This is a genomic window from Elusimicrobiota bacterium, from assembly GCA_016218575.1.
Taxonomy (GTDB): domain Bacteria; phylum Elusimicrobiota; class Elusimicrobia; order UBA1565; family UBA9628; genus JACRDN01.
In genome coordinates this window covers 273082-295311 of the sequence record JACRDN010000019.1, presented here as the reverse complement: position 1 = coordinate 295311, position 22230 = coordinate 273082, and the positions used below count along the sequence as shown (strand labels likewise).

The following is a 22230-nucleotide window of genomic DNA, read 5'->3' as shown; positions in this document are numbered from 1 at the left end:
TCCATGGTTTTTTTAGCCGCTATACTTCTTCACAGCGGATCAAATCCTCGAGGGTCTCGCGGCGGCGCGAGAGCTTCGCCTTCCCCCCCTTGAGCAGGACCTCGGCGGCCCGAGGGCGCGAGTTGTACTGGGAGCTCATGGAGAACCCGTAGGCCCCGGCCTTGAGAACGGCCAAGACGTCTCCGGGCTCGGGCTCGGCAAGGAGGCAGCCCTTGGCCAGGAAGTCCCCGGACTCGCAGACCGGGCCGACCACGTCCATGGGGAGAGCGGGCCCCGAGCGCCGGAGAGCGGGCCAGACGGGGTGGCGCGCGCCGTAAAGCGCGGGACGGGCCAGGTCGTTCATGGCCGCGTCCACGACGGCGAAGCGCCGCCTCGCGGTTTTTTTCCGGTAGAGCACTGTCGTGAGCAGCACCCCGGCCTCGGCCACGAGATAGCGCCCCGGCTCGAGGAGAAGCCGGGCCTGGGGCCAGGGCGCCAATATCCTCGCAAGCCCTTGGGCCAGGACCTTCAGCTTCAATGGTTTTTCTCTGTCGTAAGTGATCCCGAGCCCCCCGCCCATATCCATGAGCCCGAGCCTTATGCCTTTTTTTTGAAGCCTTGCCGCGACCCGCGCGAGCGAGCGCGCGGCCCGAAGATAGGGCTCCACCGACGTGATCTGAGAGCCGATATGGCACTGTATGCCTTGGATCTTGAGCCAGGGACTTTTAACGGCTTTCTCGTAGAGCTCCAAGGCCTCCCCGGCCTCGACCCCGAACTTGTTCTCCGAGATCCCCGTGGTGATATGGGGGTGGGTTCCCGGGTCCACATCGGGGTTGAGCCTCACCGAGACCGGGGCTGGGATGCGCAGGCGCCGGGCGGTCCTTTCCAGGGCCTCCAGTTCCTCCCTCGACTCCACGTTGAGGGTGAGCACGCCCGAGCGCAGGGCCAGGGCCATTTCCTCCTGGGTTTTTCCGACTCCGGAGAAGACGATCCTGCGGGGCTTGAAACCGGCCCGCAGGGCTCTTTGGAGCTCCCCTCCGGACACGATGTCCGCACCGGCCCCGGCCTTGGCCAAGGCCCGGCAGAGGGCCGCGTTGGAGTTGGCCTTGAGGGCGTAGCAGATAAGCGGCGAGCGCGCTTTGAAGGCCTTCTTCAGCGCCCTGAATCGCTCCAAAACGAGGTCCCGGGAGTAGACGTAAAGCGGCGTGCCGAAGCGCTGTGCTACCGCGCGCGCCGAGACTCCATCCAAATAAAGCTCGCCCCCGCGGTAGCCCAGCATCAGAATACCTGCCCCAGGTAGACGTAGAAAATCCCGCCGTTCTGCGTGGTGCGGCGGGCGTAGTCCATGGAAATCACGAAGGGAAATTGCTGAAGGATGAAGGTGTGTATCCGGATCCCGAGGCCCACGGATTGGCGCAGGTCCCGCCAGCGGCTGCGCGACAATTGACCCTCGGAATCCCAGGCATAACCCGCATCGGCGAAAATCGTACCAAATACCGCCTTGAAGTAGAAATCGGGGAAGATGTACCACATATAGTAGTTGAGGTCCCGAATCAGGGGAAAGCGCCACTCCGCGTTGAGAAGCCCCAAATGGCCGCCCAGGTCCCGCTTCGAGGCCCGGGCGTAGCCGCGCACGCCCCCGAGCCCTCCCAGAAGAAGCTGGGGCCGGTCCGGCCCCAGGGCCCGGGCCGCGGCCGCGCGAAACGAAAGCGCGCTCTGGCTTCCGGTGGCCACGAACTTGTGCCCTTCGGCCCCCGCGACGTAATAGCTCCGGTTTCCCCCCGCCGCGGCCACGGCCCGGGAATAGGAGAACTCCAAGCGGCTGCCCTGGTTGGGCACGAGATACCGGCCTCGCACCGTATCCCGGGTCAAGGACAGGCCGTAGAGCCTGGCCTGGCGGTCCTCTTGGGTCCTGTCGGCGCGGTCCACGACCTGCTCGCTGGCCGACTGCAGGAAGGCGTCCACGCGGTGGAAGCGGTCGAAGGGGTAGCGCACCCCGGCGAATTGGGAATGCGCGACGTCGTCCACGCGGTGCAAGTCCGCGTCGATCAGGTCCTCCTGGCTGAACCCCGTCACCCCGGCGAAGAGCTGCGGCCGCCAGCGCCGGTACAGGTAGCTCGTTTGGTAGGAGTAGCTCTTGGCGGAGTGGTAATTGAAGAGGGCCTGGTTCTGGTGGCGCCCTAGAAGGTCCGAGCCCTGCCAATAGCCGGCCATGAACAGCCCTCCCTCCGAGGAATAGAAGAGGGCGGGGATGAAAAGGTCGGTGGAGTAGGAGAATTGGTACGGGCGCTCTCCGGACAAAGCGGCCGAGCTCCTTGCGGGCTCAAAGGCATCCCCCGCAAGCTCCTGAGGCACTGCCTCGTCTAGGAACTTGGAACGCGGTCCTTTGTACAAGTGGACGCTCCCCCGGCGCAGGGCGGCGAATACGATCTCGCCCCGTCCCGCGTAGCTCGGGGTGTAGCAGGCCCCCAGGCTCTTGGTGAGCCTGGAGACTTTCCCTGTTTCCAGGTCCAGCTCGGCGATCTCCGATGAGTCGGACCCCTCCAAGATGAAAAGCGCCCTCTTGCCGTCCGGCGACACCACGGGATCTCGGGCTTCGCCGCCAGAATTCTCGAGGCGGGTCTGCCGCGAATCGGCCAGGCTCAGGCGGTAGAGCCGCCGCCCCGGGCCGATCTCCTTGGAGTAGATGAGCGCCGCGCCGTCCGGGGTGAAGGCCGGCATGTCGTCGTCCTCGGAGTCATCGGTCAGCCGCCGCAGGCGGCCGGAGGCGAGCTCGTAAAGGTAAAGATCGGTGCCCGCGTTTTCCATGGCCGAGAAGGCCAGGAATTTCGAGTCGGGCGAGAACGCCGGCTGGTTCAGAGCCGAGAAGCCGGGAAGCTCCCTGCGTTCCAGGCGCTTGGACGCAATATCGTAAATATAGAGCGCGTCCCTGTGGTTTTTCGTGGCGGAAAACGCCAGCCTCCGCCCGTTCGGTGAAACCGCCAAGACCCGGGAGATATTGGCGAAGCGGCCGAGGGGGAGGTTTTCGATCCGGGAGGGCCGATAGCCCAGGATTTTGCGCGAGCGCCCCGTACCCAGATCGAGGGCGCGGATCTCGGGAGGGTGCCCGTCCGCGGTCGTGGCGTAGTACGCGGTCTTTAAGTCCGGGCTCAAGGCCGGGCCACTGTTGAACTCGGGGATGCGGCCTTTCGAAGCCGTGAGCGGCGAACCGAAGGTCTCCGGCTCGCGCAGGCCTTGCGCCCGCGCGACGCGCTTGTACTTATTCTCCACGTACTCGAGGAACTTGGCGCTGAACTTGCGGGCGTTGAGACCCACGAGCTCCTGTAGGACCTGGGAGGTCTCGAAGCGGCTCTCGAAAATTCTCAGCATGTCGCCGGGCTTGCGGGAGCCGTATTGCTCGGCCAGGAACTCCATGGCCTGGGCACCCTCCCGGTAGGCCAGGACGATCTGATGGGGTTTTAAATGCCCGAAATGCTCGAGATGGGTCAAGGGGATGAGCCCGCCCGAGGTCGCCGCGTCGCGGATCACGGTCTCCTCGAGGGCGGATTCGATGTCGCGGGTCAAGAACCCGGGCATGCCCTCCATCATCCAAAGGGGATAGAGAAACGACTTCAGTATTTTCCCGGTTTTCCAAAACCCGCTCATGAGCACCTCGAACTGCAGGATGTGGACGAGCTCGTGAGCGGACACCTCGCAGAGCCACTGGCGCGAGCCGTCGTTGTAGACCATGAAGCGGTCCTTGAATGGCTCGGTGATGCCCCCGGTGCCGTCTCCGGCCTCGGCGATGGCGGATTGCTGAAAGTCGTTGGGGCTGGCGTAAAGGAAGAAGGGGCGCCGCCTCCATTTCCGCTTTTTTTTAAGGCGCTCCGGGAGCCAGGATGGGCCGTTGGGCAAAATCCTGAGCTCCCGCGTCAGGCGCTCGAACGACGCTTCAAGGATTCCGGCGGCCTCGACCACGAGCCCCGCCCCTTCATCGTAGTAGTACAGATCGAAGTGGGGGCTCGAGCGGACCTTCCAATCGAAGTCCCGCCGGATCACCTGGTTCTGTCCGAACTCCTGGGCAGAGACGACGTTCCAGGCCAGGAGCGTCAGCAGCCAGGAAGCGACGCTCATGGACCGCTACGTCTTTTTCGCGGATTTTTTGGCGCGGGAAAGGCGGCGCTCGACGTCCTTGAAGGCCACCTGGGCCTTGGAGTCGTTGGGGGTCTGGGACAAGACCATCTCCCAGGCCTCCTTGGCGGAGGCAAGGTCGCCCAACTTTTGATAGGTCATGGCCAGGGCCGCGTAGATTTTCTCTGGCTGTATGCCGAACCCCGGGGCTCCGGCCTGGCCGCGGCATTGCAGGAGCTGCTCCAGGGCCTGCTTGTACTGCTCCTGCTCGTAATGGATCTGCCCGATGTAGAAAGAGGCCCGCTTGGCCTCCTCGGGGCCCATGGCCTTGAGTCCCGAGAAGGCCTCCAAGGCCCGGCCCAAGGCCTTGGCCGCCCAGAGGCTCAAGCCGAAATTTTCCAGGATCAGGCTGTCCTTGGGGTAATGGAATTTCAGCCTTTCATACTCGGCCACCGCCTCGGGGAAACGCCCCTGCTTGTAGAGAAGCTTGGCCAAAAGCATGCGCACCTCGCGATCGTTCGGGAAGTGCCGCAGAAACCTCTTGTACTCCTCCAAGGCGAAGGGGTAAAGCCCCACCTCCTGGTACATGGTCCCCAGGCAATAGAAAATGCGGGCGTCCAAGGCCCCGAGATCGCGCGCCTCCTCCAGCTCGTTGATGGCCTCGACGTAGTGGTCCTTGCCTTGCTCGAAATGGAGGCTGCCCAGCTCCACCAGGGCCGCCAGGTCCTGGGGATCGGCCTTGAGCTTGTCCTGGGCCTGGGCGATGGCCGTGTCGATCTGGGGCGGAGGGTACACGGCGGCGGTCTTGGGCCTCTCCAGGCCAAGGTCTCGGAACACGAGGTAGAGGACGGCCAAAAAGCTCAAGAGGGAGAAGGCCGCCAGCGCCCATAGGGTCTTGGTGCCGAGCCAGTAAAGGCTCACGCCGCCGTGACGAACGGGCCTCACCCGATGGGCCAGCCCCTCGGGATTGGGATGACTCAAATTTTTATTCCTCCTGCTCCGGCCCGAGGACCTGACCGAGCGTCAGGGGCCGGGGGGCCTTCAAATACTGGGCCACCCGCTTCTTATCCTGGATCTCGTTGAATTTGGCCATGGAGAACAAAATCTCGAAAGTCTCGGCGTTGACTCCGATGACAAACCCTGAAACAGCGTCTCCTGCCTTGCAGGAAGCCTCGGGATCGCATTCCGAAACCGGGCAAAAAGCCTTCTGCTTCTCGCCCACCGCGATCCTGACTCCGGCCGGACCGGCCTCGAGCACCTTGCCGCGGACCACGGACTTAAGAGGGTACTTCTTTCGCACGGCGTCGACGGGATTGGGGAGCAGCTGCTTGATGCCGAGAAGCACCTTCTCCGCCTCCTGGGCGGGCTTGGACAGGACCTTGACCCGGACCTTGGTCCCCCTTTGCTGGGCGGAGGGTGCCGCGGGCGCGCCCCACGAGATATCGGCCGTCCGCACAAGACCCTCGAGGCCCCCTATATCCACCGTCAGCCCCTCCGGGGCGACCCGGACCACCCGGCCAATGCGTATCTCGCCCGCTTTGAGCTCGGAAAGAACCTTCTGCTTTCTCTTGCCCACCTCCTCCTCTAGAACGGCCTTGCGGGAAAGCACTGCCTGGCGCTTGGAGTCGTTGAGCTCGAGGATCACGCAGCGCACGCCGGTCCCGACCATGCGCGAGGGCTCTCGCACCGGCCGAAGGTCGGCCAGAGACGCCGGCAAAAATCCCTGCACCCCGCCCAAATCCACCAGGAACCCGCCCTTGATCGCGGAAGTGACGCGTCCCCTCACGCGGACCTTGTCCTGGAAGGCCTTTTGGCAGGATTGCCAGGCTAGCTCCGCCTTGGCCCGGCGGTAGGATAGCTTGGTCGCCCCCTCCCGGGTCTTCCCCGCCGCGAGGACAGGCACGCGCTGGCCCACGGCCGGGGGCTGGGCCGGCTTGTCCTGCGACGGCGAGAACTCGCTCAAATCAATGATGCCTTCGCGTTTTTCGCCGACGTCCACCAAAACCTGATCCGCGGTCACCTGAATGATCTTGACCCAGGCGATCTGGCGGCTGGCCAATTTCTGCTTGGTCGCGGCCTCCTGGGCCAGGAGAGCCTCCATGCTTTCGTCCTGCGCGGCTTCGAGCTCGGCGGGCGGATTGTCCTGGCTTTCGTCCTCGTGGTGTTTCGCGGTTTCCATGGTCGTCTCTCCGTTAGAGGTCATGACGCTACTATAATGCCAAAATATGGGCCATCACGTCTCGGGCAAAAGCAAGGCATGCGTCCCGGTCGGCGATGTCGCCCTCGAATCTAAGCCCCGGTCCGAAGCGGGCCTCCAAGGGATAAAGGCGCGCCGCCCGGGCGGTGTTGACAAGACGCACCGGCACCACCTCGGCCCCGGTCCGGCCGGCCAGAAAAGAAACGCCCGCCTTGGGCGCGCCGGGAACCCCTGTCTTGGAGCGCGTTCCCTCGGGAAACAGGGCGAGGCACCCGCCGCCGCGCAGGTGCTCCACGGCCGCCCGCATGGCCGAGATGTCCCCGCCGCGCCGTTCCAGGGGGATTACGCCGGTCCGCCGCAAATACCAGCCCAAAAGAGGCACCAAGAAGAGCTCCGCCTTTCCCAAAAAATGCGGAGACCTCACCGAGCCGGCGGCCACCGCCAGGACAGGGCCGTCCGCCAAGGATACGTGGTTGGCCGCCAGAATCACGGGGCCGCGGCGAGGAACGTGCTCGAGGCCGGAAACCTTGAGCCTCCACACGCTCCTGGCCAGCCATTTGGCCACGAGCGCGGGCCCGCGGCGCAGCAAGGGTTCGCTTTCGAGCTCTCCGGCTTCCAACTCACCGCGCTCCGCCGTTCTTGACCAGGCGCAGGATTTTCTGGGCCACTTGGCGCATGGTAAGCGAGGTAGAGTCGAGGAGGAAGGCATCGCTCGCCTGGGAAAGAGGATTGATCTTTCTCTTGATATCGTTCAAATCTCGAGTGAGAATCGCCTCCCTGATCTTGTGGAGGTCCGCCGGAAGGCCGGCGGCTTTGAGCTGGCGGCAGCGGCGAGCGGCGCGCTCGTCCACGGATGCGTCTAGGTATATCTTGAAATCGGCGTCCGGGAACACGTGGGTGGTGATGTCGCGCCCCTCCATGACGATGCCGCCGCCGCTTCCGAGATGCCTCTGCAGGCGGCAAAAAAATTGGCGGACCTTTTTATGCGCGGCGACGAGGCTCGATTTCTCGCTCACGGCCTCGTTTCGTATCTGGCTCGTCACGGCCTCCCCGTCTATCCAAGTCTTGAGGGCGGTCCCTCCCTCCTCGCTGGGGCGGAAATCCCAACGGATTTTGCGAGCCAGAGCCGCCACCGCGACCTCGTCCTTCAAGTCGAGACCGACCTCGAGCCCCTTCCAGGTCAAGGCCCGGTACATCTCCCCCGTGTTGATGAAATGATAGCCGAGCCTCTTGGCCACGAACTGCCCGACCGTGGATTTCCCCACCCCCGCGGGGCCGTCCATGGCGATGATTAAGCCCTTTGGGCGCTTTATATTTTTTTTAGGCATGCTAGGAGGGCCTGGTTTTCGGGACGAGTCCCGATGGTGATGCGGACGTTTTGGGCCAAGCCGTACTCGTCGAGCGGCCGGATAATGACGCCGAGTTTGAGCAGCCGAGAGAACAGCTCCCGGCCCGGGATGGGAGAGCGCGCGAACAGGAAATTGGCGGCCGATTCCTCCACCGCGAAGCCAAGGTCCCTCAAGGCCGCGCAGAGCCAGGGCCTCTCCTTGGAGACGAGGGCCACGCTGCGGCGCACGAAAGCCTCGTCCTTCAGGGCCAGGACGCAGGCCTCTTGGGCGGGCAGGCTCACGTTGAAGGGCATGCGGATCCGGTCGAGCCAGCCGATCACCTCGGGGCTGGCCAGGGCGTAGCCCGCGCGCAGGCCGGCCAAGCCGTACACCTTGGAAAAAGTCCTCAAGACGACGAGATTCTCGTGGCGATCGAGGAGTCCGGGGACGCTGTCGGGGTAATCCCCCCACTCCCGCGCGTACTGGCAGTAGGCCTCGTCGAGCACCACCAGGACCGAGCTCGGCACAGCACCCAGGAGCTCCAGGATCTCCCCCTCATTATTGTAGGTTCCGGTGGGATTGTTGGGATTGGCGATGAATAAGAGCTTCGTGCGCGGGCTCACCGCGGCGAGCATGGTCTTCAAATCATAGGTCCAGTCCACCATGGGGACCTCTATGATCCGGGCACCCATCATGGCGGCCTGCTGCTTGAAGCGGATGAACCCGTATTGCGACAGGATGACCTCGTCCTCCGGCTCGATGAAGGCCTCGCAGAGAAGCCGGATGATCTCATCGGAGCCGTTGCCCGCCAGCACCCGGTCGAACTCCACCCCATGGAACCGCGCCAGGGCCTGGCGCAGCTCCGGGCTTCCCCCCTCCGGGTAGAGGCGCAGGACCCCCGCGGCCTTGCGGTACGCGGCGGCGGCCCGCCCCGATGAGCCCAAGGGGTTCTCGTTGGAGGCGAGCTTGACGACCTTCTTGAGCCCCAGCTCCCTGCGCACCGAGGCGATGGATTTGCCGGGGGAATAAGGGGTTACGGCCCGAAGGCAGCGCCGGGCGGAGGGGGTCTCTACCGCGTTCACGAGACCGCCCCCGAGATCGCGAAAAACGCCAGCATCCTGGAGCTCTGCTTGTCGCGCCTGAAGGAATAAAATTCATCTTTCCCACAGGAGGTGCAGGCGGAGGAAGTCGCGATGTCGGATTGGTCGAGGCCGGCCTCGGAGAGCTGAAGCGCGGCCGCAACGCCCAAGTCCAGGAAAATTTTCCCTTCCCGGCGCGAAACGGCGCCGGCGGGAAATCCCCGCGCGGTTTCCGAACTTACCTCGTAGCAGCAGGGGCCGATGTGCGGACCGATGGAAGCCGCCAGAGCCTCCCCCGGCACTCCGTAGAGGCTCCGGAAAGACTCGGCCGCCTCCCTGGGCATCCCCGCCCGGGTGCCGCGCCAGCCGGAATGGAAAAGCCCTATGACGGAGCCGCCTTCACGGCCCCTGCGCCAGACAAACAAGGGCATGCAGTCCGCCGCGAAAACCCCCAGGCACAGCCCTGCCTCCCGGGTCGCCCAGCCGTCGGCCTCCGGCCAGGGATCCGGGGACCGGCCCCGCTCCAGGGCGACGACTCCGGTCCCGTGGACTTGCTTGGCAAAATAGGCCGGGAAGCCCCCCAAACCCGCCCGAGCCAGGGCCTTGCGGCGGTTTTCGTCGAAGTTCATGTCTCCCAAAGCCTTGCTCGTCACCCCGCCTACCAGGCCCTCCGGAGTCCAGCGCTCATCGGCCCACATGGACGGCTTCCGGCTTCGGGGCAAGCGCCTTGGAAGCCCCTGGGATGCGGCGCAAGGGCCTGACCCACTTGGTGAAATGCGAGGGTTTGAGGGAATACTCGTGCACCAGCCTCACCACCTCGGCTATGGGCTTGAAGGGCTGCCACTTGAGCCTCAAAACCCTCACGCCGGCCTGCTCCATCTCTCCGATGAACTGCTCGTAGTTCTCGTGGAGAGCGCGCAGGTAGTCGAGATTGATGGTTCTCTCCATGGAGCGGCCCCTCATGCGTATCCTCTCCATGGCGGTTTGCGGATCGCACTCGAGATAGATGAGAAGCTGGGGAAAGACCAGTTCGCGAAGGACCATATTGTCGAAGAGGTCGAGGTAAGTGTTGTAGTCGAGGTCCGAGATGATCTTGTCCGGATGGGCGTTGAGCATGCGCGCGAAAATCGTGTCCTCCCAGATCGTGCGGTCCTGGATCACGCCGCGTATCTTGCCGAGGCTTATGCGCGTCACGAACTCCCGATGCTGGCGAAAGCGATGATTCAAGAGCCAGACCTGCATCATCGTGCCGTAGGACTTCATGTCGCGGTAGAAATAGTCCAGGTAGGGGTTGCCGTCCACCTCCTCCAGGATTGGCTCGAAATTCAAGGCTCGCGCCAGCTCCACGGTCAAGGTGGACTTCCCGACTCCAATCACTCCGGCGATGCCGATGTATCCTTCCGCGAACATAAGTTGGCCTCCGCTGCGCTCCCGGCCTGAGGGAGCGCTTTAATGTTTCTGTTTTAGTAGAGAAGTCTTACCCTGGCTTTATTTCCTGCTCTATCCCTCTCAGCGCCAGCTTCACGTCGTCGGGGCTCGAGGCCGCCTCCATGATGTCGGCCTCGGTGGCCAGGCCTTCCTTGAAGAGCTTGACCAGGGACTGGTTGAAGGTCTGCATGCCGTAGAACTGCCCCTTGGCGCAGGCTTGATTGATCCCGACGGAATTGTTGTCCTCGATGAGTTTGCGCACGTGGGGCGTGACCACCAGGATTTCGATGGCCGGCACGCGCCCGCCCTTGACGCAGGAAAGCAGCCTCTGCCCGATCACGGCCCGCAGGCTCTCCGCCAACTGGATGCGCATCAGGGGCTGCTGGTGGGGAGGATAAAGGTCGATCACACGAGCGATGGTTTGGACCGAGTCCACCGTGTGCATGGTGGCCAGAACCAGGTGCCCGGTCAAGGCCGCGGTGAGGGCGGCCGACGTCGTCTCGAGATCGCGCATCTCGCCCACCATGATCACGTCGGGGTCCTGGCGCATGGCCATGCGCAGTCCGTCGGCGAAGGTCGCCGTATCCTCGCCGATCTCTCGCTGGGTGACGATGGCCTTCTTGTCCTTGTGCACGAACTCGATGGGGTCCTCGATGGTCAAAATATGGTCGTGGCGAGACTCGTTGATGTAGTCGAGGATGGACGCCAGAGTGGAGGATTTCCCGGATCCGGTGATGCCGGTGACCAAGATGAGTCCCCTCTGGTTGTCGGCGATCTTGCGCAAGGTTGCGGCTGGAAGCTTTAAGTCCTGCATGGACGGGATCGTCATGGCGATGCGGCGCACGGCCAGGGACAGCTTAGACCTCTGCCGAAAAGCGTTGACGCGAAAGCGCGCCTCCTCCCCCAGTTGAAAGGAAAAATCGCACTCCCCGCGGCTCTCGAACTGCTTGCGGGCCCGGGTCGTGGCGAACTCCAGGAGCATGGCCTCCGCCTCCTGAGCGCCGACGGACTCCGCGCCCACCTGAGCCAGATCCCCATCCAAGCGCATGTAGGCCGGGCCTCCGGCGCGCACGTGCAGGTCGCTGCCCTGCTTGTCGACCAGCGTCTTCAACAGGCTCTGGAGGGTCATTTTAGTTTCCTCACTTTAAGGCGCAGGAAGGCCGGCTTGTTCCAAAGCTCGGGGGCGCTCGGCGCACCCAGCATGGATGCGTCGGACGGCTCCCCCTGTCCCTGGCCTCCGCCCGAAAAGCGCTTATAGCCCGCGCGGATCAGATTGCGGTTGCCGCGGCGCGCGGGAAATCCCGTGGCGATCACCGTGATGCGGATGGACTCCTCCAGCGACTCGTCCCAAGCCTTGCCGACCTTGATCTTGGCGTCCTGACTGGCGGCCCCGGCGATGAGTCCCATGGCCTCCTCGGTCTCGGAGAGCTTGAGGGTGGATTTCTTGGCCGTGATGTTCACGATGAGGCCCTTGGCCCCGTCCATGACCACGTTCTCGAGCAGGGGCGAATGGATCGCGGCCTTGGCCGCCTTGATGGCGCGGCCGGCCCCGGAAGCCTCTCCCATGCCGATCAAGGCCTCCCCGGCGTTCTGCATGACGGCACGGATGTCGTTCAAGTCCATGTTGATCTGGCCGGGAGTGATGATGACGTCCGAGATGGACTGTATGGACTTGCGCAGGACGTCGTCGGCCAAGCGGAAGGCCATGTCGTCGGGAGTGTCGGGGTCCACGATGTCGAGAAGGCGCTGGTTCGGGATCACGAGCAAAGTATCCACGTTTTGGCGCATCTCCTGGATACCCTGCTCGGCGATGGTGGCGCGCTGGAGCTTCTCGAATTCAAAGGGCCGGGTCACAACCCCGATGGTGAGCGCTCCCATTTCCTTGGCCCATCTGGACACCACGGGGGCTCCCCCGGTGCCGGTGCCGCCCCCCATGCCCGCGGTGATAAAGACAAGGTCGGTGCCGGAGAGAACCTCGCGGATCTGCTCCTCGGACTCCATCATGGCCAGGCGCCCCTTGGCCGCGTCCCCGCCGACCCCGAGGCCGCGGGTCAAGGTCTCTCCCACCTGGACGCGGACCTCGGCAGCGCTCCTCCTCAAATCCTGCGCGTCGGAATTGGCGGCGATGAGCTCGACCCCCTGGATTCCGATCTCGGCCATGCGATTGATGGCGTTGCCGCCGGCCCCGCCCACGCCGATCGCCTTAATGACGGCCCGCGATTCCTTGAGGTCCTCGCTGACTTGTATGCGCATCTAAAACAGGTCCTCGAAGAGAGAGGTCACGCGCCTGAGCCACATGGCCTTCTTGCGCCCGAACACCCGGCCAGAGCCGGAGCCCCAGCGCAGCTGCTTGGAAAAATACAGAAGCCCCAGGGCCGTGGCGTAGCTGGGCTTCAACCACTCGTCGTCGGCGATGAAAAGATCGGGGTGGGGCACGCCCACGCGCACCGACATCCCCAGGATCTGCTCGGCCGCGGCCGCGGTCCCGCGCAAAAGGGACCCTCCCCCGGTCAGGACCACGCCCCCTGGAACCACGAGGTCCGCGTAGGAGGAGTTCTGCAGCTCCTCCCCGATGAGCGAGAATATCTCCTCGACGCGGGGCAGGATGATGCCCATCATGGTCGAGGTCTTCACGCGGTTGGCGGTCCGCCCGTCCACTCCGTTAAAATTGATCTCATCGTCTCCATTGAGCAGAGACGGGTGCGCCACTCCGTGCTCCACCTTGATCTTCTCGGCGGTCACCAGGGAAGTGCGCAGGCCCATCGCGAGGTCGCGGGTGATGAAGTCAGAGCCTATCGAGAGCTCCTTGGAGTAGCGGATGCTTCCCTCGGAGTAGACCCCCAAAGAGATCGACTGGCCGCCCAGGTCGATGAGCAGGCAGCCCAAGTCCTTCTCCTCCGGGGTCACCAGCATCTCCCCGGCGGCCAGGAGCCCATAGACGGGCTCGACCACCTCGAAGCCGGCCTCGGCTACGGTCTTGAAAAGATTGTTCAAGTGAGCGCTCGAGGCCGTGACGATGTGGACCTCGACCTCGAGGAGCGAGCCTTCCATGCCCACCGGATGCGGCACCCCGCGCTGACGGTCGAGGCTGAAGCCCTGGGGAATGACGTGGAGGATCTCCCGGTCGGAGGAAAGCGGAATGGCCTTGGCGTTGTCGACCACGCTGCCCACGTCCTCGGCGGTGATCTCCTTGTCCGTCCTGGCGATGTTGAAGGCGCCTCGGTTGTTGAAGGATTGTAGATGCCCTCCGCGCACGCCGAGATAAAGACTCGACACCACGGCCTTGGCCATGGCCTCCGCCTCCTCCACCACCTGGGCCACGGCGCGCGCCGTTTCGTGGATGTTGATGACCACCCCGCCCTTGATGCCCCGGCAGGCAACGCTAGCGCCTCCCGCTATCCGGAGGCGCTGGCTATCGGCGTCCGCGGCGGCGATCAGGCAAGTCACCCGGCCGCTGCCCATGTCCACTCCCGCGATCACATCCTGTTTTGCCATGGTTTTTTGACGAATCTATTTTACAGGTTTTACGAGAATTTTTCCGTCCTCGAAATATCTAAGATCCACCGCCAAGCGCCCGGGATGGTCGAGCCGCGCGTCGGCGATGACCTGGCGCAGCCTCATGAGCTTGTCGGAAGTCCAGGCCAAATCGCCCCATCGCACCGTGGTCCCGTCGGCGAGCTCCGCCTCCCAGCCGTCCGATGGGGAGATCCAGCGCGCCCGCGCGAGAGGCGAGGCCAGCACCCCTGGCTTGACCGCGGCCGCAAGCGCCCGCGCGAGCTCCCGCAGGGACTTGTCATCGGCCCGGCCCGGCTCAAGCTCGACCAAACCCTCGGGCGCCAACCCCGGGCAAGCCTCGAAAACCTCGCCCGCGTCGCTCAGATACCGAACCCCGCCCGCGATCCGCGCCGCGCAGGCGCGCGCCTCCAGGCGAACCTGGGCGCTTCTTCTCAGCCATTGGCGCCGCACCCGCGGCTCCTTGAGACAGGGAAATCGCGACTTGACGGCCTTCGTCCTTTCGGCGAGAGAAGCTTGGGCCTGGGAGTTCCAGTAGGCGAGCACGGCGGCGCCGAGGCTCTCCGGCATGCCGGAGAGCTCCACGGATATCTTGTCTCCTCGGAAGAATGCGCGCGGCTGGGCCGCTCGGGGCGTTCCTTTATAAGCGAGCCGCGGGAGGAGCATGGTCCGGTTGATGTGGCGCAAGGTCAAGGCCGCCGTGGCCCCCAGCACCAGGATCAGGGAGAGCATCGCGGCCTGACGCAGGCGGCCGCGGCGCACCTTGGGCCTCATGACCACATGGTGGCGCTTGCGGCCCGCGCGGGTCCTGCGAGTCTTACTCACCAACCACCTTCATTTCCAGCTCCAAGTCGATCCCAGTTTCGGACTTCACCTTCTCGCCCGCCAGGCGCACCAGCTCCAGGATGTCAGAGGCGGTGGCATGGGAAAAATTTTCTATGAAATTGGCGTGCATCGGGGATATGCGCGCGCCGCCGAACGCCTTCCCCTTGAGCCCGGCCCTCTCGATGAGCTCCGCGACATAGCGCCCGGGAGGATTCTTGAAGGTTGATCCCACGTTATAGGTATGGATGGGCTGGGTTTGGAGGCGTTTTTGTTGGTGCCGTTGAATGCGCCTGATTATATCACCTTTGTCCCCGGCTTTCAATTGAAGCAGGCACCCGAGCACCACGCGGCCCTCGAGGCTCGTCCGGCGATAAGAGAAGGAGAATTCGGAGGCCGGAGCCCAACGGAACTCCAATGTGCCCGGATCGATCGTCTCGATCTGCGCGACGAGCCGGGCGATCTCTCCATCTCGGGTTCCGGCGTTCATGACAAGCGCCCCCCCCACGGTGCCCGGCACGCCCACCAGAGGCTCCGGCCCGGAAAGCCCCCTCTCGGCGCAGAGGCTCACGAGTTGAGGCACCCGCACCCCGGCCCCGGAGAGAACCCTGCGGCCCTCCAGGAACTCGATCCGCTCGAAGTCTCCGCGCAGCCTCGCCACAACGCCGCGCACGCCCTTGTCCTTGACCAGGACATTGGAACCCCAGCCCAAAAGCATGAAGGGCAGGGCGCGCCGGCGGCAGATCTCAAGGAGGCCGGAGAGCTCCCGACGACTCATGACCTCCGCGTAGCAGTCGGCCGGGCCTCCGACTCGGAAGGTGGTGTGCGGGCCCAGGGACTCATCGAAGCGGGCTTGCGGAAGAATTTTCTCGAGCTCCGCGCGGCACGCGTCGCTGAGCTCGGTCATGCGGCAACTATATCAAAAATAGTATCATGGGCCCCAATGGACCGTCTCGAACGCCGGCTCGGGTTTATCGCCGTCCCGGGCCTGCCGGCCTTCCTGGCCGGCATGAGCGCCGTGGTCGCGCTCCTCGCCTTGCTCAAGCCGGAGTTTCCCGCCCAGTTGGCGCTCGATCCGGGACTCCTGCGCTCGGGGCAATGGTGGCGGGTATTCACCTTCGCCCTGATCCCGCCGGCCTCGACACCATTCTGGACCTTCCTGTGGCTCATGCTCTATTACGGCTACACCCGCATGCTGGAGGCGGCCTGGGGGGACTTCAAGTTCACGCTCTTTTGCCTGGCCGGACTTGCCGGCATCACCGCGGCGGCCTTGGCCATCAGTCAGGAAATCTCGGACCATTACTTCCACACGAGCCTCTTCTTGGCCTTCGCCCGGCTCAACCCCGAATTTCAGGTCCTCATCTTCTTCGCCATCCCGGTGAGGATGAAATGGGTGGCGGCCGTCATCTGGGCCCTGACCGGCTGGGATCTCCTCTTCGCCGACTCATCCGTGCGCGTCGCCCTGGCCGGAGGCCTGGCCAATTACTTCCTCTTCTTTGGGGCCGACCATTGGCGCGGCGCAAAGCTCGCCTGGCGCCGCTGGCGCAAGCAGAATCAATTCCGCTGAAATGCTTTGGTTAAAGATTCTCACCCTATCATGCTTGGCACTACAAGCCAACGAGATCAAATTCACGGCTTTCGACGCCCAAGGCCGCGTCATGGATTTGCAGGCCTTCCTCGGCTTCATCGGCCGCGCCGACAAGACCAAGGCGCCTCCTGCCATCCTCGTCTCCTCCCCCGACGGCCTAACGGCCCAGAAACCGACCCTCAAGCAGGAGGGGGCCTCGCTCGTCCTGGGCTGGGAGGGGCTTTCCCGGGTGAGCCTGAGCATGGTCTGGCCCGTGGCCGAGGACGGCTTCTCGGCCGTCTGGCTCGATAAGGGCGGTCCCGGCTACTCCGAAGGGGAGACCCTCCAGCTCAACGAGGAGATCGCCCTCTCCCAGTATCGCGCCCTCAAGGAGGCTTGGACCAAGCACTCACGGGAAATGGAGCCGGCCTACCGTCCGAGCCGAAAGGCCGAGAAGACCCTCGCCGCAGCGCAGTCCCTGCTCGAGAGGGCCCAGGCCCAAGCGAGCCCCGCCAAGCGCGCAGCGCTCTTTAACCGCGCCTTGAGCCAGACCGCGCGCTCCTGGCAGACCATGCTTTTCGAGCACGGAGTCCAAATCGCGCAGGACCCCAAACGAGGGCCGGGGCTGCGCTTCGGCCTGACCTTGCACGAGGCAGTCCTCCAGCGCATGAGCGACTACGACTGGATCATAGACATGATCCAGCGCTCGGGAGCCAACTGGGTGAGGGTCGTCTTTCGCAGCAACCCCCGGGACTTCACCTACGCCCAGCCGGGCTCCTTCAACGAGTACGACGCCGTGGTCAAGGCCCTGCGCGACAAGAACATCCGCGTCATGGGCTGCGTCCTGGACACGTCCCAGTGGCCCGCAGCGCTCACCCCCGCGATCTACGCCGAGCGCGCCAAGAATCTGGTTCTCCACTACCGCGGGCTCATCCACAGCTGGGAAGTGGGAAGCGAGATCAACGGGCATTGGCTGGGGGGCCGGGCCGCCCCGCTGCCCCCCGAGCAGGCCTTCAGGATCTATTCCGAGGCCGCGGCCCAGGTCAAGGCCGTCGAGGCGAGCCTGGAGACCGTGGCCACGCTCTACTGGCAGGAGGCGGCCTCGCCAGACGAGGCCCATTCCCTATTCGGCTGGCTCTCCCGCTTCGTGCCAGAGGGTTTCGGGCAGAACTTGGACGTGGTGGGGCTCAGCCTCCAGCCCGATGAGAATCCCGTGGGCTTGAGCCTCGAGAGGATTTTCGAGCGCACGCGGCTTTTCCTCCCGGACAAGAAGCTCATGGTCTCCAGCCTCGGCTACGTCGAGGGTTCCGAACTCAAGGGCTGGTGGTGGCTCGACCCCCAGGACGTGGAGGGCGCGCGCAAGGACCTCGTCAACCTCTACTCCGCGGCCTCCTGCGCCTTCCCGCGTTCCCTCTGCGGGGTCTTCTGGTGGCAGACTTTGGACCAGATGCTCCCCGGAGAGCGCAAATACTCGGACCTCTATCGAGTTTACAAGCGCACCCTAGACCAACTGGGGCATTAGGCCCTGTCAAGTAATAATATGATCAATTTGGCAGCCCGAGCTTGAGACGAGTTCGAGGCGCGACGAGGGAGCATAGCGGTAGCTCTGTGACCGAGGACCTGGCGCGATATGCGCGCCAGGTCCCGTCCGGGAGGAAGTACATCCTTTCCGGACGGGAGCAACGAAGAAATCGGCCAAGCTCGGGCTGCCCCGAAGGGGCCAAGCGCTTTTGGGCTGCGACTGCGTCGCTCGTTGCTCACATACCGCTGCGGGTATGCTCGCTCCTTGCTCCTTGTCTCGCTCCAAAATCGCTCGGCCAAATTGATCATATTATTACTTGACAGGGCCTTAGAGGCTCAGAGCGTCCCGCTTAAGCCTGCGCAGGTCGCCGACATCGTCGGAGTCGTAATAGCCGACCACGAACCCCCGTGAGTCCACCAGGGTGAACTTCGTGCTGTGGATGACGCGCTGTCCGGCAGGAGCCCCCGGATTTTCAGCCACCGGGAGCTTGAAGCCATTCGTGAGCAAGGAGTAAAGCCGCGCCTTAGGGCCGGTCGCGAAGAACCAGCGCCCGGGCTTGGCCCCGAAACGGGCCGCATAGGCCTTGAGCCGCTCCGGATTGTCGTAATCCGGGTCCACGGTAAAGCTCACCAACCCCACCGAGGCGGGAAGCTCGCGCTGCAAGGCCGCCATGCACAGGCTCAAGGCCGGGCAAGGTCCGGCGCAGGACGTGAATATAAAATCCGCGATCCAGGGTTTGCCGAGGAGGCTCGCCTTGGAAAGCGGCCCCTCCGAGGCGGCAGTGACTGCCGTGAGCTCGAATTCAGGAAGGGCGTAAGCCGGAGCCCGCTCCTTTTGCCGCCCCTGGTCAAGAAGAACTCTTCCCCCCAAATACGCCAAGACTCCCGCCGCGATCAGGACTATTCCGGCCCAATTTCTACTCGACACAAAAGCATTCTACTAAATCGCCGAGTTGTCCCCACAACTTCGCGGCGAAGTTCTGTGAATAACCGAGATTTTGTTATAATTTACCATGCAAAAACATGGCTTGCTCGCGATTTTCGCCCTGACCGCTCCTCTCTGCTCCTGCGCGAACTTGCGGACCGCGCGCTCTATCTCCAGTCGAGGCCTTCTTGGACATATCCGAGTCCTGGCCTCCGACGATTTCGAGGGCCGCGCGCCGGGCACGCCGGGAGAAGAGAAAAGCGTCGGTTATTTGGTCAAGCAGTTTCAGGATATGGGCCTGGCTCCGGGAAACCCCAGCGGAACTTTCATCCAGAAAGTCCCGCTGATGGGATTTACTTCCAGGCCCACGGCCCGCTTCTCCTCGCCCTCGGAGTCCGCGGCCTTCACGTTCCCGGAGGAGTACGTGGCCGCGACCCGACGCTTCGTTACCGAGGTATCCGTCAAGGATTCCGAGGTCGTGTTCGTGGGCTATGGGATCGAGGCTCCTGAATACGGCTGGGACGACTACAAGGGCATGGACCTGACCGGAAAGACCTTGCTCATGCTGATAAACGATCCCCCCCTCCCCGATCCGCGAATGTTCAAGGGCAAGGCCATGACCTACTACGGCCGCTGGACCTACAAGTACGAGATCGCCTCCGCCAAGAAGGCGGCCGCGGCCGTCATCATCCATGAGACCGGCCCGGCCGGCTACCCATACGAGGTGGTTTCGGCGTCCTTCGGCCGCGAGAATTTCGAGATTCAGAGGCCCGACGGCAATACCGGGCGCGTGGCGGTGGAGGCTTGGCTAAGCCCCGGAGCGGCCGCGCGGCTCCTGGCCCTGGCAGGCCGCGACCTCGAGTCCTTGAAGAAGCAGGCCTTAGGCCCCGATTTCAAGCCGGTCCCGCTGGGCCTTAAGGCCGACTTCACGGTGGCCAACGCCCTGAGGCCCATCCAATCCGCCAATGTCGCGGCCAAGCTCGAGGGCTCGGACCCAGCCCTCAAGGACGAGCACGTGCTCTACACCGCCCACTGGGACCACTTGGGCAAGGACGATAAGCTCCCCGGAGACCAGATATACAACGGCGCCATAGACAACGCCTCCGGCGTGGCCGGACTCTTGGAGATAGCCAAGGCTTTCGTCCGCTTGAAGGCTCGCCCGAGACGCTCCCTCCTGTTTTTGTCGGTAACGGCCGAGGAAAAGGGGCTTTTGGGGGCAAAGCATTACGCGGAAAACCCCCTCTATCCCCTGGATAAGACCCTGGCCGTGATCAACATGGATGGGCTCAACCCCTGGGGGCTCACCAAGGACATCGTGGCCGTGGGCCTCGGGCATTCCACCTTGGACGAGGTCCTCGGCGAGGCGGCCGCGAAAAAAAGCCGCGTGGTCAAGCCGGAGCCGGAGCCGGAAAAGGGGACCTTCTTTCGCTCCGACCACTTCGAGTTCGTCAAGAAGGGGGTTCCCGCCCTGGAATACGGGGGCGGGACCGAGTTCATCGGCAAGGACCCGGACTTCGCCAAGCGCAAGCGCGACGAGTACACGGCCCGGGACTACCACAAGGTCACCGACGAGGTCAAACCCGACTGGGATTTCTCCGGGGCGGTGGAGGACCTGCGGCTCCTCTTCGAGGTCGGGCGGCGCGTGGCGGACGCCCCGAATTGGCCCACATGGAAGCCCGGCAGCGAGTTCAAGCGGCAGAGTCAAGCCGCTCCCTAAGATTTCCCATGTTATTTTGTACAATCTTCCAATTGAGTCCGTAGCTCAGCCTGGTAGAGCACGCGCCTTTTAAGCGTGGGGTCGAGGGTTCGAATCCCTCCGGACTCATGTCCGCGCCCGAAGCGTTATTCGGGCGCGACTATAAAAGTTCCTTAAATATGCTGCTGCGAGCCTCTCCAGGAGGAGAGGCCGCCACTAGCCCCCATCGTCTAGCGGTTAGGACGCCGCCCTTTCAAGGCGGAAATAGGAGTTCGATTCTCCTTGGGGGCACCATTTCGGAACATTGTGATAACGGCCATTTCCCTCGCAGCCGCGCTTCTAGGCGCGGTTTGGGCGTCTCCCGTCAAAAACCCCGACACCTACACGGTCCTCGATTTCGCGGAGCTAGAGACCTTGGACCCAGCCTGGCCCACCGAGAAGGTGAGCCAGGGCGTCATCCTTTCGCTCTATGAGACGCTTTTCGACTTCGATCCCGGCAAGCCCGGAGCTCTTCTTCCCCTAATCGCGGCGAAGGTGCCGACCAAGGCCAACGGCCTCGTCTCGGCCGATGGCCGGACCTACACCATTCCCATCCGCCGGGGGATCAAGTTTCACGACGGTTCTCCCCTGACTGCCGAGGATGCGCGCTACTCCCTCCTGCGCTTCATCCTCCAAGACCGAACGGGGGGTCCTTCGTCTCTTCTGCTCGAGCCCATTCTAGGCACCCCCTCCACGCGCGATGAACAAGGCCGGGTGAAGCCCGGCATTCACGAGAACGCGGCCCAGGCCGTCCAAGCCCAGGGGCAAAACCTGGTCCTGCGCCTGCCCGCGCCCTACGCCCCTCTTCTTTCGATACTGGCCACACGCGCGCCCGTGGTTTCCAAGAATTGGGCGGCATCGCACGGGGACTGGGATGGGAAAGCGCAAACGTGGGAAAGGCACAACAACCCTCGCAAAGACGACTCCATTTTCCTGGCCCAGGCCAACGGGACCGGGCCATTTCATCTCGAGCGCTGGGATCGAAAGAACCGGGAGCTGGTGCTGGCGCGCCACGACGGGTATTGGAGAGCCCCAGCCAAGCTCGCGCGCGTGATCTTGAGGACGATCCCGGAGTTCGGAACCCGAAAGCTCATGCTCCAGGCCGGCGACGCCGACCAGATCGCGGCCGACCGCGGCACCGCAAGCCAGCTCGCGGGCCTTCCCGGCGTGCGCGTCATGGACGACCTGCCCTCGCCGGGGGCCGAGCCCATCGTCTATTTCTCCTTCGCGGCAAATCCCGCGGCCAATCCCTACGTCGGCTCGGGACGTCTCGACGGCGACGGCATACCCCCGGATTTCTTCGCCGACAAGGACATGCGCGAGGCCTTCGCCTACTCCTTCGACTACGGCGGACTCATCCGCGACGTCTACCGCGGCCAGGCCCGCCGCGCCACGGGCTGCATCCCGACCGGAATCTTGGGACACAACCCGGCGCAGCGAGTTCGATCCTACGACTTGGGCAAGGCCCGGGAGCATTTCCGAAAAGCCTGGCAAGGCCAAGCCTGGGATAAGGGCTTCCATTTCACTCTTGTCTACAACGCGGGCAACGTCTCGCGGCAAATCCTCTGCCAAATGCTCAAGCGACAGGTGGAGAGCTTGAGCCCCAAGTTCCGGCTCGACATCCGGGCCCTGGAATGGCCGGGATATCTCGACGCCTACCACGCCAAGCGCCTGCCCTTGGTTTTCTTCGCCCACTACCCCGACTATCCCGACCCCCACAGCCCGGCCTTCGACGTCATGCACTCCCAGGGGGCCTCCGCCTCGGTCCAAGGCTACAAGAATCCCGAGGCCGACAGGCTGGTGGAGAAAGCCCTGGCCGAGACCGACGCCAAAAAGCGCGCCAAGCTCTATTTCAAGCTCCAGGAGCTCGAATACGAGGATCTCCCCCACGTGCTCTTCGTGGAGGCCAAGGCCCTGCGCGTGGCGCGCGACTGGGTGCGGGGATTTACTTACGACCCCCTTTCCCCGAATCCCCACTTCGAAAAGATATACAAAAAAGGTGCCAGTCATTAACTTTCTTAACTTA

General features: G+C 63.9%; 19 protein-coding genes and 2 tRNA genes. 6 read left to right on the top strand and 15 right to left on the bottom strand.

The features are described from left to right. Positions 1–19 precede the first annotated feature (19 nt). The 14 genes from lysA to murB form a co-directional block, all read right to left on the bottom strand. Positions 20–1258 carry a diaminopimelate decarboxylase gene (gene lysA / locus HY921_09540; GenBank protein ID MBI5631113.1) on the bottom strand — a complete coding sequence of 413 codons (1239 nt, stop codon included), beginning with the start codon at positions 1256–1258 and terminating at the stop codon, positions 20–22. Beyond that, positions 1258–4092 carry a PD40 domain-containing protein gene (locus tag HY921_09535; GenBank protein ID MBI5631112.1) on the bottom strand — a complete coding sequence of 945 codons (2835 nt, stop codon included), beginning with the start codon at positions 4090–4092 and terminating at the stop codon, positions 1258–1260. The genes lysA and HY921_09535 overlap by 1 nt, the downstream gene beginning before the upstream one ends. Before the next feature lie 6 nt (positions 4093–4098). Then, the gene (locus tag HY921_09530) at positions 4099–5070 is read right to left on the bottom strand and encodes a tetratricopeptide repeat protein (GenBank protein ID MBI5631111.1); all 972 of its coding nucleotides are present in this window, start codon (positions 5068–5070) and stop codon (positions 4099–4101) included. Positions 5071–5074: 4 nt separating this feature from the next. Further along, positions 5075–6292: a 30S ribosomal protein S1 gene (locus tag HY921_09525; GenBank protein ID MBI5631110.1), complete on the bottom strand. Its 1218-nt coding sequence runs from the start codon at positions 6290–6292 to the stop codon at positions 5075–5077. A 7-nt stretch (positions 6293–6299) separates the two neighbouring features. Further along, positions 6300–6905, bottom strand: coding sequence for a 1-acyl-sn-glycerol-3-phosphate acyltransferase (locus tag HY921_09520; GenBank protein ID MBI5631109.1), 606 nt, complete (start codon positions 6903–6905; stop codon positions 6300–6302). A gap of 1 nt (position 6906) precedes the next feature. Continuing rightward, a complete protein-coding gene (locus HY921_09515; protein MBI5631108.1) occupies positions 6907–7614 on the bottom strand; it encodes a (d)CMP kinase in 708 nt (235 codons plus the stop codon). Then, on the bottom strand, positions 7596–8696 hold the full coding sequence (locus HY921_09510) for a histidinol-phosphate transaminase (GenBank protein ID MBI5631107.1): 1101 nt from the start codon (positions 8694–8696) through the stop codon (positions 7596–7598). The genes HY921_09515 and HY921_09510 overlap by 19 nt, the downstream gene beginning before the upstream one ends. Continuing rightward, the gene (locus HY921_09505; GenBank protein ID MBI5631106.1) at positions 8693–9391 is read right to left on the bottom strand and encodes a laccase domain-containing protein; all 699 of its coding nucleotides are present in this window, start codon (positions 9389–9391) and stop codon (positions 8693–8695) included. The genes HY921_09510 and HY921_09505 overlap by 4 nt, the downstream gene beginning before the upstream one ends. Next, positions 9378–10103, bottom strand: coding sequence for a deoxynucleoside kinase (locus tag HY921_09500; GenBank protein ID MBI5631105.1), 726 nt, complete (start codon positions 10101–10103; stop codon positions 9378–9380). The genes HY921_09505 and HY921_09500 overlap by 14 nt, the downstream gene beginning before the upstream one ends. A gap of 67 nt (positions 10104–10170) precedes the next feature. Beyond that, the gene (locus tag HY921_09495) at positions 10171–11250 is read right to left on the bottom strand and encodes a PilT/PilU family type 4a pilus ATPase (GenBank protein ID MBI5631104.1); all 1080 of its coding nucleotides are present in this window, start codon (positions 11248–11250) and stop codon (positions 10171–10173) included. Next, the gene (gene ftsZ, locus HY921_09490) at positions 11247–12374 is read right to left on the bottom strand and encodes a cell division protein FtsZ (GenBank protein MBI5631103.1); all 1128 of its coding nucleotides are present in this window, start codon (positions 12372–12374) and stop codon (positions 11247–11249) included. The genes HY921_09495 and ftsZ overlap by 4 nt, the downstream gene beginning before the upstream one ends. Next, complete coding sequence (gene ftsA, locus HY921_09485) at positions 12375–13616, bottom strand: cell division protein FtsA (GenBank protein MBI5631102.1); 1242 nt, start codon at positions 13614–13616, stop codon at positions 12375–12377. A gap of 15 nt (positions 13617–13631) precedes the next feature. Next, on the bottom strand, positions 13632–14459 hold the full coding sequence (locus HY921_09480) for a hypothetical protein (protein MBI5631101.1): 828 nt from the start codon (positions 14457–14459) through the stop codon (positions 13632–13634). Then, entirely contained in the window at positions 14452–15363 is a 912-nt protein-coding gene (gene murB, locus HY921_09475; GenBank protein MBI5631100.1) for a UDP-N-acetylmuramate dehydrogenase, read from the bottom strand. The genes HY921_09480 and murB overlap by 8 nt, the downstream gene beginning before the upstream one ends. Positions 15364–15399: 36 nt before the next feature. Here murB and HY921_09470 point away from each other — a divergent pair, with 36 nt between their 5' ends. Further along, positions 15400–16023 carry a hypothetical protein gene (locus HY921_09470; GenBank protein MBI5631099.1) on the top strand — a complete coding sequence of 208 codons (624 nt, stop codon included), beginning with the start codon at positions 15400–15402 and terminating at the stop codon, positions 16021–16023. Between the two features lie 34 nt (positions 16024–16057). Then, the gene (locus HY921_09465; GenBank protein ID MBI5631098.1) at positions 16058–17545 is read left to right on the top strand and encodes a hypothetical protein; all 1488 of its coding nucleotides are present in this window, start codon (positions 16058–16060) and stop codon (positions 17543–17545) included. 327 nt (positions 17546–17872) lie between these two features. Here HY921_09465 and HY921_09460 read toward each other — a convergent pair whose 3' ends face one another. Next, a complete protein-coding gene (locus HY921_09460; GenBank protein MBI5631097.1) occupies positions 17873–18472 on the bottom strand; it encodes an SCO family protein in 600 nt (199 codons plus the stop codon). Between the two features lie 85 nt (positions 18473–18557). On the opposite strand from HY921_09460, the gene HY921_09455 reads away from it, so the two are divergent. The 4 genes from HY921_09455 (at position 18558) to HY921_09440 (ending at position 22217) form a co-directional block, all read left to right on the top strand. Continuing rightward, positions 18558–20186, top strand: a complete 1629-nt coding sequence (locus tag HY921_09455; GenBank protein ID MBI5631096.1) for a M20/M25/M40 family metallo-hydrolase — start codon at positions 18558–18560, stop codon at positions 20184–20186. Positions 20187–20220: 34 nt separating this feature from the next. Continuing rightward, positions 20221–20294, top strand: a tRNA-Lys gene (locus HY921_09450). A 90-nt stretch (positions 20295–20384) separates the two neighbouring features. Continuing rightward, a tRNA-Glu gene (locus HY921_09445) sits at positions 20385–20459 on the top strand. Positions 20460–20471: 12 nt separating this feature from the next. Then, positions 20472–22217, top strand: coding sequence for an ABC transporter substrate-binding protein (locus HY921_09440; GenBank protein ID MBI5631095.1), 1746 nt, complete (start codon positions 20472–20474; stop codon positions 22215–22217). Positions 22218–22230: the final 13 nt, after the last annotated feature.